Raw genomic sequence first — 12,162 nt, 5'->3', positions numbered from 1 at the left:
TTTATCTGTAACGAAATAAATTTCCGAAAGGAGTACAACAAGTATGGATTACTTTGATCGATTTGCCATACCTCATCCTAGTCCTGCAATTTACGCGTCTATGGTAGCCATTGGTCTTACCGTGATTGCGATTCTTATAGGCTTGACATATTTTAAAAAATGGGGCTATTTATGGCGTGAATGGTTGACAACTGTCGACCATAAACGTATCGGTATTATGTATATCATCGCCGCGTTGCTCATGTTATTCCGAGGCGGCGTAGATGCGCTTATGATGCGGGCGCAAACTGCAGTGCCTGACAACAAATTGCTGGATGCACAACATTACAACGAAGTTTTCACTACCCACGGGGTTGTCATGATTATCTTCATGGCGATGCCATTCATTTATGCGCTAATGAACTTCGTTGTACCTTTACAAATCGGGGCTCGCGATGTAGCGTTTCCACGTTTGAATGCACTCAGTTTCTGGTTGTTCTTTATGGGTGCAATGTTATTTAATATTTCATTCGTTATCGGTGGTTCTCCTGATGCTGGTTGGACTTCGTATTTCCCGCTTGCAGGGAATGACTTCAGTCAATCTGTCGGAACGAATTATTATTTGATGTCGATTCAAATTGCCGGAATTGGTACGTTGATTTCGGGCATTAACTTCATTACGACAATCTTTAAGATGAGAGCACCAGGTATGAAGTTGATGAAAATGCCGATGTTCACGTGGACTGCTTTAATTACGAATGCAATCGTAGTTTTCGCATTCCCGGTCCTTACAGTTACACTCTTGCTAGGGACGATGGACCGTCTATTTGGAACCCATATCTTCTCGATGACAAATGGCGGAATGGATATGCTTTGGGCGAACCTGTTCTGGGTTTGGGGACATCCGGAAGTATATATCCTCATTTTGCCCGCATTCGGTATTTATAGTGAAATCATTTCCACGTTTTCACGCCGTAACCTTTACGGTTATACATCGATGGTCGCTTCAATCGTGATCATTTCCTTCTTCTCATTCTTAGTTTGGACTCACCATTTCTTTACGATGGGGCAAGGACCTTTGACGAACAGTATATTCTCCATCACAACAATGGCGATTGCGATTCCGACTGGAATTAAGATCTTTAACTGGCTGTTGACGATGCGAAAAGGGAAAATTGAATTTACAGTTCCGATGTTGTATTCAGTAGGGTTCATCCCGATCTTCACAATCGGCGGGGTGACAGGAGTGATGCTCGGTATGGCGAGTGCTGATTATCAATACCATAATACGATGTTCTTGGTCGCGCATTTCCATTACACGATCATTCCAGGTGTCGTATTCGCGATGCTGGCCGGTCTTACGTACTGGTGGCCGAAAATGTTCGGCTTCATGCTCAATGAACGAATCGGAAAATGGGCATTCTGGTTTATCACAATTGGCTTTAACGTCACATTCTTCCCGATGTTCTTCACTGGGTTGGATGGGCAAGCGCGCCGGATGTACACGTACTCTGAAGCATCTGGGTATGGTCCATTGAACATGCTTTCCTTCGTGGGAGCTGTTGGTTTGGCGATTGGCTTCGCTTTAATCGTCTATAACGTTTATTACAGCACGCGGCATTCTTCAAGAGATATCAGTTCCGATCCGTGGAATGCTCGTACGCTTGAATGGGCGACACAGACTCCTGTTCAATCGTATAACTTTGCGAGAACACCGCATGTCGATTCTATCGAAGCATTCTGGGATCATAAGAAAAATGGCCAACCTTTATTCAAAGGGGATATTGAAAAGATTCATATGCCGAATAACAGTGGAGTGCCGTTTATTATGAGTTGCATCTTCTTTGTTTGGGGCTTCTCGTTCGTATTCAGCATGTGGATTCCAGCGATCATTACGACGATTGCAATCTTTGCATGCATGGCTCACCGTTCATTTGAAAAAGACGACGGTCATTACATTTCCGTCAAAGAAATTGAAGCAACAGAAAAAGATAGCGAGGTGTTAGCATATGAAAATAGATAACTCGCTTCCGCTCGAATATGGTACAGAACAGAATAAATTGAACATACTTGGTTTCTGGATCTTCCTAGGGGCCGAAGTGATGCTGTTTGCAACGCTTTTTGCGACCTATTTCACATTGGAGAATCGGATCGGAAACGGACCGGCTGGTGCGGAGATTTTCGAACTCACGCCGGTGCTCATTGAAACGATTTTGCTGTTAACTAGTAGCTTTACAATCGGTCTTGGCGTTCACGCAATGCGGCTCGGTAGAAAAAATGCGATGATCACATTCTTTGCGATCACATTGCTGCTCGGTCTGTCATTCTTGGGTGTCGAAATTTATGAGTTCACTCATTACGTCCATGTTGGTGCTGGTCTACAAGTGAGTGCATTCACAGGCATTCTCTTGACGACATTAGGGACGCACGGTGCCCACGTGACACTCGGTCTCTTCTGGGGATTGTTCATCATCATGCAAGTGAAAAAACGTGGTTTGACGCCTGAAACGGCCAATAAATCATTCATCTTCTCGCTTTACTGGCATTTCTTAGATGTTGTCTGGATCTTCATCTTCAGCTTCATCTACTTGAAAGGAATGATGTAAAATGAGCGAATTATTCCCGCGTAAACAAGTAATGGGATTTGTCTTTTCGTTAGTTCTGACTGCTGCAGCACTGACGGTCTACTTCTTGGATCTGTCGTTCGCTGTAGGGATGACGATACTTTTGGCCACTGCATTCATACAAGCGGCAGTACAGCTTGTCGGATTTATGCATGCTGGTGAGTCGGAAGACAAAGTGGCGATTTACGCAAATATTTATTACGGAATCGCTATCGCGCTCGTCACCATCTTCGGAACGTTGTTAATCTTGGTTTGGGATATGTAATAAAATGGAAAGGAGCGCCTTTATGGGCGCTCCTTTCTTTTTTTATTGAATGCTTCGCATCCCTTTATCCGTCTTTTCAAGCATTTCTTCCGTTGCGACAAAGAAGACCCCCATTAGGAAGATGAAAATAGCTCCCATTACAGTTCCAATTCCGATGCCGGTGATTGCGCTGTAATCGCTTACAAAGAAACCGTACAAGAAAATGGAGATTCCGATTGCTAGCACTGTAAGACCGACAACCTTAACGGCATTCAACATCTTAAATTTGGATTCCATTACCAACACCCCTTTTCTCTATTATTGACCTTGTTCACAAAGTTGTCAAACTTTTTTGGTGTTTTACTCTAAAAAAAATAGCTGTTTATTCTAATTTTAGTTGTTCAGGATTCGTAAGGACGTTTCTAAACATGCAACATATGATAATAGAGATCAGAGAAGGGGATGAGAAAATGTATTATTATCCTTACGGGTATTTGTATCAAAACCCTAATTGTTGTAATGCGTCAATGTATAACTACGGTAGAGACTCAAACTACTTAACCTATCCTTACGGGATAAATCATGGTAACCGCGTGATTAATGGTAATGATAAAGGAATGTTAAAAGATTATGGACCTAATCCTTTTGTCATAAATATTAACGAAGCAACTAAGCAAAACGATACGTATCGAACCGCTTTATGGACGGGAACACATTTACAAGTTACTTTAATGAGTCTCGGTGTAGGTGAAGATATCGGTTTGGAAATACATCCTGATGTCGATCAATTTCTTCGTATCGAACAGGGTCAAGGGATTACCCAAATGGGTAAGAGCAAGGGCGATTTAAACTTTAGAAGAAATGTCTATGATGATTCTGCCATCTTTGTACCCGCTGGCACATGGCATAACTTAACAAATACAGGTGATGTCCCATTAAAACTTTATTCGATATATGCCCCGCCTAATCATCCATTTGGAACTATTCACCCTACCAAAGCAGATGCAATGAATGAAGAGCGAGGTAACGGTCGTCATAATGGGAAGACCGTTGTTTCAGGCAAAACTCCCGATGATTGGGTCCGATACACGGAGTTTCTCGTGAATAAAGGATTGGAGGATGTTAAGAGGGGAATAAATGCTACCCATATCCTTCAAGAGTTTATTCTAATGGGGGTTCTAGTAGGAAAAGGATATACACCGGAAAAAGCATATGAGACAGTGGAGGAATGGGAAAGAACTGGGGAATCTAAACTTCTTCAACAAAGCAAGAATTTGTAGGTGAGTTTTCATAATATGCCTTGCTTACAAAATAATCCTGCGGAAAGCCATATTCGAGAGGCTTTCCAGCGGGATTACTCATTTTTCTTTGAAATCCCCCTTAAAAACAGACCCTGGCAAAGTCTACCAGGTCTGTTTATTGAGAAGAAGTTTTCTTTTTGAAGGGAAGAGTCATTATTTTGGTGATAGAATATATCTATACTGTTTTAGGGGGAGTTTAGACGATATTACGAAGTGAACACTTGTCCTGAATACTCTTATTCAAATTTTTGAGTGTTTTTTGCTACTGTGAATCTCAACTTAATATCCTCCATGGAAGAAGGAAGCGCCTACGATAATTAAGAGAATGAACAGAACGACGATTAATACGAAGTTGCTGCCATATCCATAACCACCTGTACCTGAACCCATAATGTAACACCTCCCTCATGAATAGTAATACATTATATGTGGAAGTTTTGTGGAGGATTGGACATACATCAGGCGTAAAAGAAAAGTGTGACAATTAGTTAGTCTTCAGGAGTCTGTCATATCTACTAAAGTGTTAGTGCAATTTTGAACACAAAAAAACAGCCCCTAGGCATCCGGCCTAATAGGACTGTTTCGGAGAAGTATCGTTGTTCCGACAATACTTCCGAGGGTTTGGCACCCAATGATTCCGACTGGGCTCGAACCAGCGACCTCTACCCTGTCAAGGTAGCGCTCTCCCAGCTGAGCTACGGAATCTTTCGTTGATACGAGCGAAAGTCTTGCGAAGCCCGTCATGTCAACGAAAAGTCATCGGCAAGTCAAACGTCAATTCATTACGATATAACGATTATAGCATATAGGCGCTGTTATCTGCAACAACAAAAAGCTGTTATCTGCGATATATTTTGACGGGGGATAGGGCGAATTGCACCCGTTCACCCCGCCGATAATGTTTCGATCGTTCTTCGATTTCTATTATATTTCGATAGAAGGGCGGTAGGGGGTCAATTAATATCGTTAAAGCACATCGACCGGCGAGGATAGACGCTTCGAATCGATACTATTCGATTTTTAATGGACGAAATATACTTTTGGTTCCGTAGTATGTTAAGTTCAATATGGTTGCGAAGGTCAACGCAATCTTTCCAACTTCCGTTGTAAAATAGGTTAGGTCGAAAAAGATAATCGTCCAATGTTCCGATGCGTTTTCGTTTGTAGATATATCGACAAGTAATGCCCAATTGAACAGTACTCCAATAACGATCGAAATTGCCGTCAAGAAAACAAACATAGGTGCGTTATTGAAAAGATATCTCCACAATTTCAATCAATCCTTCCGCCTTCACTTTCTATTATTGATATTCTTCCGCAACTTCTTCCATATACTGTTTCAGTTCATCGTACTTCGCCCATACGGTTTCATAGTGTTTGGCACTATCGGCGACGAAATGATTGAATTGTATTTCGTTCATAAGAAGATGCGTTTTCGCATGAATCTTACCTTCTTCGGAATCCAAGCCGCCAAATTCGGATAGCTTATGATTCGGGAAACTGTATGCGACTTGTCGTGCTCTCCATGCGGCTATCTTTGTATTTTCATCGAACTTGCCTAATGGTTCGGAAAGTATTTCGATCGAAGCCGCAACCCATGACGGCATATCATCGAATCTTGATTCTTCGTGAATCTTCCTAATAACGTCGGACAATTTATCCTTGAACGCTCCCACGTGTTGTTTATCGAAGTCTTCTTCAAATTCTTTTTTAAGAACATCGTCCGCCAACAATTGAAGTTCGTCAAAGTCTGCGTTCAATCCCAACGCCGTGATTTCATCTTCGAAGTAATTCACGTAAGGAATGGTAACATACGCAAGGTGATATTCGGGATTTGCGATTTTACTTCGCTTTATCGATGGTTCTTGCAATCCATCCGAAATATCATACACGAAGTTTTCCAACGACGAATATTCACCATGTTCAACCGTTTGTTCCTTCAATTTTGCAAGGCGTGATTCATCTTTCGTCATGGCTTCCGATTTCCCTACGGCTTCCGCCGCAACTTCTTCCATATACTTTTTCAGTTCTTTGAACTTCGCCCGCACTTCGGCAACGTCTTCGTCATTTTCGGCGAAGGATTGAAGGTGAAGAATTTCGCTTACAAGAAGGAACATTCCCGAATGAATCTTTTCTTCTTCGGTTTCGTAGTCATCGGACAACAAATGATTCGGGAAGCCTTCCAAGACTTTTCGTGCCTTCATTGCGATTCCTTCGGCGTCATTCGCTTCGATTGGTTCGGAAAGTATTTCGATCGAAGCCGAAGCCCAATGCTTTATTTGAGAATTCGGGGACTTCTTCACAACGCCCGTTCCCTCGATTTGTGAAAGGATTTCTCCTATCTGATTCTTAAATTTATCCCGAAGTTCCCCAAGTGGTTCATTTTCTCGAAGATTTACTATCGAACTACCTACCGAATTCAATTTGTCGAAGTCTTCCTTTAACCCCATTTCAGCTATTTCATCTTGAAACCAATCAGCGTAAACTAATGCGTCATTGACAACTTCCATCTCCGACTTCGTTATTACATCATTTTCGCTTTTTATAGTTTCATTTACCCATCTATCCGCAATTCCCTTTATATATTCCGTGACAGTCTGATATTTTGAAAATGGTCCGGTTTGTGGCGTAAAGTCCTCCGTGACTTCGTTAATGACTTCATCTGCCGCAAGTGCAACGGGTTCTTCTTCACTGCAACCTGCCATAAACATTCCGCCGATAATAATAGAACCGATTGAAACGCTTAGTTTTTTCAATCTACAATTCTCCTTTCATAACGTTACAAATACTCTAACAAATATTAGAGTTCTGTTCAATTTAATTAAAAACACAATAAAGACGGGATTGATCCCTGCCGTAAATTCATTCAAAGTGTTAGTAAAGAAAAATCGACTTTGCAATAACTATCTCGATTGATTGAACAAACGGTGCCCAAATAAACCGTTGATTGATTCTTCAACATTGATTTTTACCGTTGATTGTACGTCTGAAGTGTTGGAGACAGTAAACTCGTCCGCATACCTTTGAATTTTCTCGTACCCGTAGAATAGCTTGATGGAACGTATAATAATTTGTCATACGTCATTTTGATTCCTCTGCTTTTCATGATTATTATTTCGCATTGACGGGAGAGAAGGAGGGGACATGAAATGTAAAAGGAAGAAGAAAAACGCTCAAAAAACAGAGCGTTTTAGACATGGTTTTTTGAACCTAAATGAACGATAGCTTAGAAATTTCTTATGTAGTGATAGTTATTACATTTTAACTCTTCCAATTGATTCCCTACTAAAGCTTTCAACATCTTTTATATCAATAATGTTAAAGGTTTTCTTTATTTTATTTGTTTTTTTATTTATAGGTACATACAAAAATTGATCTTTATAGATAGTCAATACAACATAAGTATTCTTATCTTTTTCAAATGTAATATATTTATCAGTTGAATATGCAGTATTAATACCCAAGCCTACTGAATAGGTTATTAAAATTAGGACAATGAAAATAGATAACAATCCGTATTTTTCTTTTCTATTCAACCAATAAATTCCAACGTAAAATATTAAATGGATTGTAATACTGGATGCAAAAAAATAGTACTGAGCATTAAATAAGAAGAGAATTCCGGTAAGTATTAAACTTAATGTAGTACCAAGTAAAGTAATATTTGTTATTCTTGTCCTTCTCACTCTATTAATTAATCTTTCGGCATCAAATAATTCTTTTTCGAATTCTTTATACTGATTCTTTCTGTTTTTTAGTCTTTCCTCGTTTTCTTTTGTAATAGCCATATATTTTGTCAGTTCTCTTCTTGTCTCTTCAGATTCTGCTTTAGCTAAATCATCCTTTAACTTTGTTTGTAACTCAGCTATTTACTTTCCTAATTCATCGGCCTCAATATTATTGATTTCGATATCCGCTTTTATCTTTCCCATCATTTTTTTTACATTTTTTAACCTGATAGTAATACTTGAAGCATTTTTTGGAACTCCATCTCTATTTTTCAGCTCGGCTTTCACACCCCAAAATAAGTAAATAATCAATGGACTTAGTGTAAGCATTGTAGAAAACACATCTATTGCATCGACTTCTAAGAAGTCAATAGGTATACCATAAAAATAGAATTTTCCAGCATAGAATAAATAGGTCAAAGCATAACTAATACCAATAAAGATAGTTGTAACAACCGCTAAATCTATTTTAGAGATCAACTCTTCTTTTTTCATTTTAATAACCACCTTCCATTCTTAGACACTTATCTACCTGCTTGTTTATGAAATTTTGGTACATTTATAGCACAGAATATATTTTGGTAATCAATAATTTAAATCTACTTCCACAATGTGCTGTTTTGTTGAATGAATTACACCTCCATTATGTCTATTCGGTACTGTTTTAGCAATACTACATAAACCTCTTTTTTAAATCGTCATTAATGTATAAACATCTCTATACTTGCGATTTTTTAAAAGAATCAAAGTACTTATTCCCGACTAAAACAGGTAGATATTTGTTCCGTAACATCAGGAAAGGCGAAGCGTCAATTCGCCCCACCTTCAATAACTTTCAATTGTTGTTCAATGTTCGCAAGCTCTTTGTCGATATCTTCTTCGGACATTCCTTTGAATCGATTATCTTCGATCGTTTGCTTCACTTCGGAACGTTCAACAAGAAGCCCCGTCATTTTGACGACCAATTCTTGGCTGCGGAAATCCCCACGTTTTGCCTTGCTTCGTAATGAACGCATAATGTCTGGAAGGTCGTCTTCAACGTCTTGAATCACTAATTCTCGAACCGCCGCTTTGACCTGCGGCTTTTGCCTAATTCGATACAATTGACGTTCGGAAATGCCGACGGCTTTCGCAACTTCTTCGTAAGTCCGTCCGGCTTTGTTTGCCAATTCTTTTACTGCTCGAATTTCGTTTTCGTTCAATCCTGCGTAAATGTCCAAATCATACACCCCCTTCGACAATAGAACGTAATATTTTAAGCTGTTCTTTTAATTCTTCATCGGTTGTGTCTCTCAACGGTTTGGAAGAAACCTTCTGAAGTTTTGCGGTCAACAATTCTACCCGTAGCTTTTCAAGATGTTCGGCTTCCGAAAGTATTGGTTCGGGTTGCGGATTTCGGCGACGAAGTTCTTCTTCGAGTTCCCATCGTCGGTGTGCCGCTTCTTCTGCCGCTTGTTGTTCACGCCAGTTCAATTTCGTCGTATCGAATCCATAAAGACGAACCGACATTCTCGAAAGAAGTTCGTCGGTTTCGTCTCGTAGGTTTATTCTCTTATTACTCATCGTCGGATTCTCCTACGCCAAGTTTCGCAAGCTGTTCTTGAAGTTTCGCAAGCTGTTTTTGCACCGCTGCCAGTTGGTCGGAATCATTGACCGATTCTTCTCGTTCCTGCTTTTCGTCCGTTTTGTCCTGCTCGTTCATTTGGTCGTGCATTGCTTTTTGACGTTCCTGCGAATCTTAGCCGTTGCGGAAATGGAAAGGAATCTAATCGTTGAACGGACGCAAGAAGGGAAGGCAATCGCAAAGCAACGCCCCGACTTTCGAGAAGGTCGCCCGAAGAAGTACACGAAGAAACAGATTGAACACGCTTTGAAGATGATTGACGAAGGATTGTCGTATAAAGAAGTGTCGGAAACTACGGGAATAAGTCCTTCGACATTGACACGGGCGAGAAGGGAAGCGAAGGCGAAGGAAATAGCGTTCAAGTAGTCGTTCCAATGGGACGGCTTTTTCTTTTGTCGCATGTCCGATGGTGTAAAGGTGAAATGCTTGACGAACTACCGACGTTATGCGGTTTGTTCGAGTTTTATTGTCGGATTCTTTCGGACATGATCAGACGCACGGAGCGAGGTTTGCACGTTACCTATTCGAAGCCATGCCGAAAGCCGTTAACGTCCAAAACGTAACCCAATAGAACTAACAAGTAGGTGTTCTTTTTATCCATAATCACTATTAATCGTTGGAAACAATACCCACTATTGATATAATATAATTGTTATTATTTGTATGAGAAAGAAGGGGACATAATGAGATTTTCTGAACGGATGGGATTTAGGGAAGTAAAAAGTGTAATTCAGGTTGATTCAATTGATAAGGATTTGTTAAATGGAATATGGAATGGAATCCTAGAATTCTATTACTCCCATTATTTTGATCCATATCATTTTGAAGTGAATTATGAAACACTAAAAGAATTAACAAAAAAATTAGTGAAAGATTATTTTAAAGAACCACTTGATGAGATTAACCTCGAATCTCGTAAACCAATTGATATGCTACGGGATTATATCTTTGATGAATATACTGAATGGTATGAAATTTATGACCTGGTAGAATTTATTCCTAATACTTTTGAACAAACGGCAAGAGTGAATTTTGAGTTTATGGATTACTGTAATAGTATTTTTGAAAGAGAGGTTTCTGCATATCGTTTTGTTGGTGGGGAAATTGTCCAAATAACTTCACATGAAGAGATACAAGAAATAGAGGACGCTCTTATAAATTCATCAACAAGTGAACTTGTAAAAACACATATTTCTAAAGCTTTGACATTGATGGCAGACAGACAGTCTCCCGATTATAGAAATTCAATGAAGGAATCAATAAGTGCGGTAGAATGTATCGCAAAAGCTATAACAAATAATCCAACTACAACCTTAGGAGCGGCATTAAATCAAATCGAAAATACCGGAATAATTGAATTTCACCCCGATTTAAAAGAAGGTTTGAAGAAGATTTACGGTTATACTAACGATTCCGAAGGAATTCGTCATGCTTTAAAGGATCAACCAACGGTTACCTTCGAGGATGCAAAATTCATGTTGGTCTCATGCTCTACTTTTTGCAACTATTTAGCGGTAAAAGCTACAAAAGCGGGGATAACAATTTCATAAGTTTTTCAATACCTTCGGGAATCTTTGCGTGATGTTATAATAAAAGAAAACGTGGAGGGGAATGAATGGTTTGAAGACATACTCGAAAGATAAACTTCTTTGAACGCAATCCAAGCACATAAACGCATTATTTCCGAAGGGGAAGCAGTTGACCTCAAATCGATCAATTACGAAGAAGGAACGCCGTTTGAACGTGTCCACCAATACAACGCATTTATGATATTGTCGAAATTAGACTTCAAGAAAGATGAAGTTCTAAACGTTGCAAGCGATTCAAGGCGATATCTTGACGAATTGGCAGCGAAAGACCTTACAAACGAAGAAATCATTCAATCGTTAATAGAATACCGACAAAGAATCGTCAATTCGTAATGGATTGGCGTTTTCTTTTGTTTCCGCTACAAATCGACCTCACACGGATTCGGCAATCTTATGCATAACGGCAAAGCGACGGATTTCATTCGAGAATACTTTTTCACAATACGCCCCGAATGATTCGATTTGAAGACCCTGTTTCACTTTGTCACCGACCTTCAACGTAAGATAGCGAACAATGTTCTTTAGAGTGCCGTCAAGGTCGATATCTGTCGATAACTTCGGTACTTTTTCAATGATAGATTTAGAATCCCTTATAATATTACTTTCTAGTTTTACTGATTCTTGTACAAATGGTTCAAACTCTTCAATTAGCGTCAAACCGTTGTCGCTGTTGGCTTTGTCCGCTTCGGATGATGTAACCGCCTGTTGTAACCTTTCGATCGAAAAGGGAAGGATACGCATGACTTTAACGGAAGGGCGACCCGCCTGCGTTTTTGTCCGCACAGAATCAACGACGCCCAACCTTTCAAGTGTCTTCAATGCTTTGTTGATTGTCTTCCGTGAATAGCCCGTATCCGCCGCAATCGTCGCTTGTTTCATGAACGATATGCCAACGCAACGCAAAGACGCCTTGCCTAAACATAGCAAAACGTCAATGACCGATTTCGGCACGTCATGGCGTATATGTTCAATATAGTCGTAAATATTTTTTTCCATTTCCGCAACGCTTTTAAATGTTTCGTGCTTCTGCAATTCTTTTAGATTGATGGCCGTATATGTAGTCATTGACGTTT

16 protein-coding genes, 1 tRNA gene and 1 pseudogene are annotated in these 12,162 nt (G+C 39.8%); 7 read left to right on the top strand and 11 right to left on the bottom strand.

Annotated features, from left to right (window positions below):
• Positions 1–43: 43 nt before the first annotated feature.
• From qoxB to qoxD, 3 genes are read left to right on the top strand one after another with little or no spacing between them, the layout of a single operon-like run.
• Positions 44–2,002 (top strand): cytochrome aa3 quinol oxidase subunit I, encoded by a 1,959-nt coding sequence (gene qoxB / locus AB1K89_RS03515; RefSeq protein ID WP_413053377.1) that lies wholly within the window; start codon positions 44–46, stop codon positions 2,000–2,002.
• The gene (gene qoxC / locus AB1K89_RS03510) at positions 1,989–2,585 is read left to right on the top strand and encodes a cytochrome aa3 quinol oxidase subunit III (RefSeq protein ID WP_413053376.1); all 597 of its coding nucleotides are present in this window, start codon (positions 1,989–1,991) and stop codon (positions 2,583–2,585) included. Before qoxB ends, qoxC begins: the two co-directional genes overlap by 14 nt.
• Before the next feature lies 1 nt (position 2,586).
• Positions 2,587–2,868: a cytochrome aa3 quinol oxidase subunit IV gene (qoxD, locus tag AB1K89_RS03505; RefSeq protein ID WP_252503785.1), complete on the top strand. Its 282-nt coding sequence runs from the start codon at positions 2,587–2,589 to the stop codon at positions 2,866–2,868.
• Positions 2,869–2,910: 42 nt separating this feature from the next.
• On the opposite strand, the gene AB1K89_RS03500 is transcribed toward qoxD, so the two are convergent.
• The gene (locus tag AB1K89_RS03500; RefSeq protein ID WP_252503784.1) at positions 2,911–3,144 is read right to left on the bottom strand and encodes a hypothetical protein; all 234 of its coding nucleotides are present in this window, start codon (positions 3,142–3,144) and stop codon (positions 2,911–2,913) included.
• A gap of 173 nt (positions 3,145–3,317) precedes the next feature.
• On the opposite strand from AB1K89_RS03500, the gene AB1K89_RS03495 reads away from it, so the two are divergent.
• Positions 3,318–4,127, top strand: a complete 810-nt coding sequence (locus tag AB1K89_RS03495) for a cupin domain-containing protein (RefSeq protein WP_413053450.1) — start codon at positions 3,318–3,320, stop codon at positions 4,125–4,127.
• Between the two features lie 300 nt (positions 4,128–4,427).
• Here the strand turns inward: AB1K89_RS03495 and AB1K89_RS03490 are convergent, their stop codons facing one another.
• The 9 genes from AB1K89_RS03490 to AB1K89_RS03450 form a co-directional block, all read right to left on the bottom strand.
• Positions 4,428–4,538: a YjcZ family sporulation protein gene (locus AB1K89_RS03490; RefSeq protein WP_413053375.1), complete on the bottom strand. Its 111-nt coding sequence runs from the start codon at positions 4,536–4,538 to the stop codon at positions 4,428–4,430.
• 242 nt (positions 4,539–4,780) lie between these two features.
• Positions 4,781–4,853 (bottom strand) — tRNA-Val (locus tag AB1K89_RS03485).
• A 304-nt stretch (positions 4,854–5,157) separates the two neighbouring features.
• Complete coding sequence (locus tag AB1K89_RS03480; RefSeq protein WP_413053374.1) at positions 5,158–5,424, bottom strand: hypothetical protein; 267 nt, start codon at positions 5,422–5,424, stop codon at positions 5,158–5,160.
• A 25-nt stretch (positions 5,425–5,449) separates the two neighbouring features.
• Positions 5,450–6,904: a hypothetical protein gene (locus AB1K89_RS03475; protein WP_413053373.1), complete on the bottom strand. Its 1,455-nt coding sequence runs from the start codon at positions 6,902–6,904 to the stop codon at positions 5,450–5,452.
• 498 nt (positions 6,905–7,402) lie between these two features.
• On the bottom strand, positions 7,403–7,936 hold the full coding sequence (locus AB1K89_RS03470) for a hypothetical protein (RefSeq protein ID WP_413053372.1): 534 nt from the start codon (positions 7,934–7,936) through the stop codon (positions 7,403–7,405).
• Positions 7,937–8,017: 81 nt separating this feature from the next.
• Positions 8,018–8,371: a hypothetical protein gene (locus tag AB1K89_RS03465; protein WP_413053371.1), complete on the bottom strand. Its 354-nt coding sequence runs from the start codon at positions 8,369–8,371 to the stop codon at positions 8,018–8,020.
• Positions 8,372–8,685: 314 nt separating this feature from the next.
• Positions 8,686–9,096: a phBC6A51 family helix-turn-helix protein gene (locus AB1K89_RS03460; RefSeq protein ID WP_413053370.1), complete on the bottom strand. Its 411-nt coding sequence runs from the start codon at positions 9,094–9,096 to the stop codon at positions 8,686–8,688.
• A gap of 1 nt (position 9,097) precedes the next feature.
• Positions 9,098–9,439 (bottom strand): hypothetical protein, encoded by a 342-nt coding sequence (locus AB1K89_RS03455; RefSeq protein WP_413053369.1) that lies wholly within the window; start codon positions 9,437–9,439, stop codon positions 9,098–9,100.
• Positions 9,432–9,590, bottom strand: coding sequence for a hypothetical protein (locus tag AB1K89_RS03450; protein ID WP_413053453.1), 159 nt, complete (start codon positions 9,588–9,590; stop codon positions 9,432–9,434). The genes AB1K89_RS03455 and AB1K89_RS03450 overlap by 8 nt, the downstream gene beginning before the upstream one ends.
• A gap of 3 nt (positions 9,591–9,593) precedes the next feature.
• On the opposite strand from AB1K89_RS03450, the pseudogene AB1K89_RS03445 reads away from it, so the two are divergent.
• The 3 genes and pseudogenes from AB1K89_RS03445 to AB1K89_RS03435 all read left to right on the top strand — a co-directional run.
• Positions 9,594–9,866 (top strand): annotated as a pseudogene (locus AB1K89_RS03445) (helix-turn-helix domain-containing protein); the annotation flags it as partial.
• Positions 9,867–10,183: 317 nt separating this feature from the next.
• Entirely contained in the window at positions 10,184–11,050 is an 867-nt protein-coding gene (locus AB1K89_RS03440) for an AbiJ-NTD4 domain-containing protein (protein WP_413053368.1), read from the top strand.
• A gap of 99 nt (positions 11,051–11,149) precedes the next feature.
• A complete protein-coding gene (locus AB1K89_RS03435; protein ID WP_413053367.1) occupies positions 11,150–11,422 on the top strand; it encodes a hypothetical protein in 273 nt (90 codons plus the stop codon).
• A 39-nt stretch (positions 11,423–11,461) separates the two neighbouring features.
• Here the strand turns inward: AB1K89_RS03435 and AB1K89_RS03430 are convergent, their stop codons facing one another.
• A complete protein-coding gene (locus tag AB1K89_RS03430; protein WP_413053366.1) occupies positions 11,462–12,154 on the bottom strand; it encodes a helix-turn-helix domain-containing protein in 693 nt (230 codons plus the stop codon).
• Between the last annotated feature and the right edge of the window lie 8 nt (positions 12,155–12,162).

Source organism: Sporosarcina pasadenensis, assembly GCF_047228845.1.
GTDB lineage: Bacteria > Bacillota > Bacilli > Bacillales_A > Planococcaceae > Sporosarcina.
This window is presented reverse-complemented; position numbering and strand designations above follow the sequence as displayed.

Excerpts from the sequence above, each read along its gene's own strand:
- qoxB (WP_413053377.1), top strand. The coding sequence starts at position 44 with ATGGATTACTTTGATCGATTTGCCATACCTCATCCTAGTCCTGCAATT.
- qoxC (WP_413053376.1), top strand. The coding sequence starts at position 1,989 with ATGAAAATAGATAACTCGCTTCCGCTCGAATATGGTACAGAACAGAAT.
- qoxD (WP_252503785.1), top strand. The coding sequence starts at position 2,587 with ATGAGCGAATTATTCCCGCGTAAACAAGTAATGGGATTTGTCTTTTCG.
- AB1K89_RS03500 (WP_252503784.1), bottom strand. The coding sequence starts at position 3,144 with ATGGAATCCAAATTTAAGATGTTGAATGCCGTTAAGGTTGTCGGTCTT.
- AB1K89_RS03495 (WP_413053450.1), top strand. The coding sequence starts at position 3,318 with ATGTATTATTATCCTTACGGGTATTTGTATCAAAACCCTAATTGTTGT.
- AB1K89_RS03490 (WP_413053375.1), bottom strand. The coding sequence starts at position 4,538 with ATGGGTTCAGGTACAGGTGGTTATGGATATGGCAGCAACTTCGTATTA.
- AB1K89_RS03470 (WP_413053372.1), bottom strand. The coding sequence starts at position 7,936 with ATGGCTATTACAAAAGAAAACGAGGAAAGACTAAAAAACAGAAAGAAT.
- AB1K89_RS03465 (WP_413053371.1), bottom strand. The coding sequence starts at position 8,371 with ATGAAAAAAGAAGAGTTGATCTCTAAAATAGATTTAGCGGTTGTTACA.
- AB1K89_RS03455 (WP_413053369.1), bottom strand. The coding sequence starts at position 9,439 with ATGAGTAATAAGAGAATAAACCTACGAGACGAAACCGACGAACTTCTT.
- AB1K89_RS03450 (WP_413053453.1), bottom strand. The coding sequence starts at position 9,590 with ATGCACGACCAAATGAACGAGCAGGACAAAACGGACGAAAAGCAGGAA.
- AB1K89_RS03440 (WP_413053368.1), top strand. The coding sequence starts at position 10,184 with ATGAGATTTTCTGAACGGATGGGATTTAGGGAAGTAAAAAGTGTAATT.
- AB1K89_RS03430 (WP_413053366.1), bottom strand. The coding sequence starts at position 12,154 with ATGACTACATATACGGCCATCAATCTAAAAGAATTGCAGAAGCACGAA.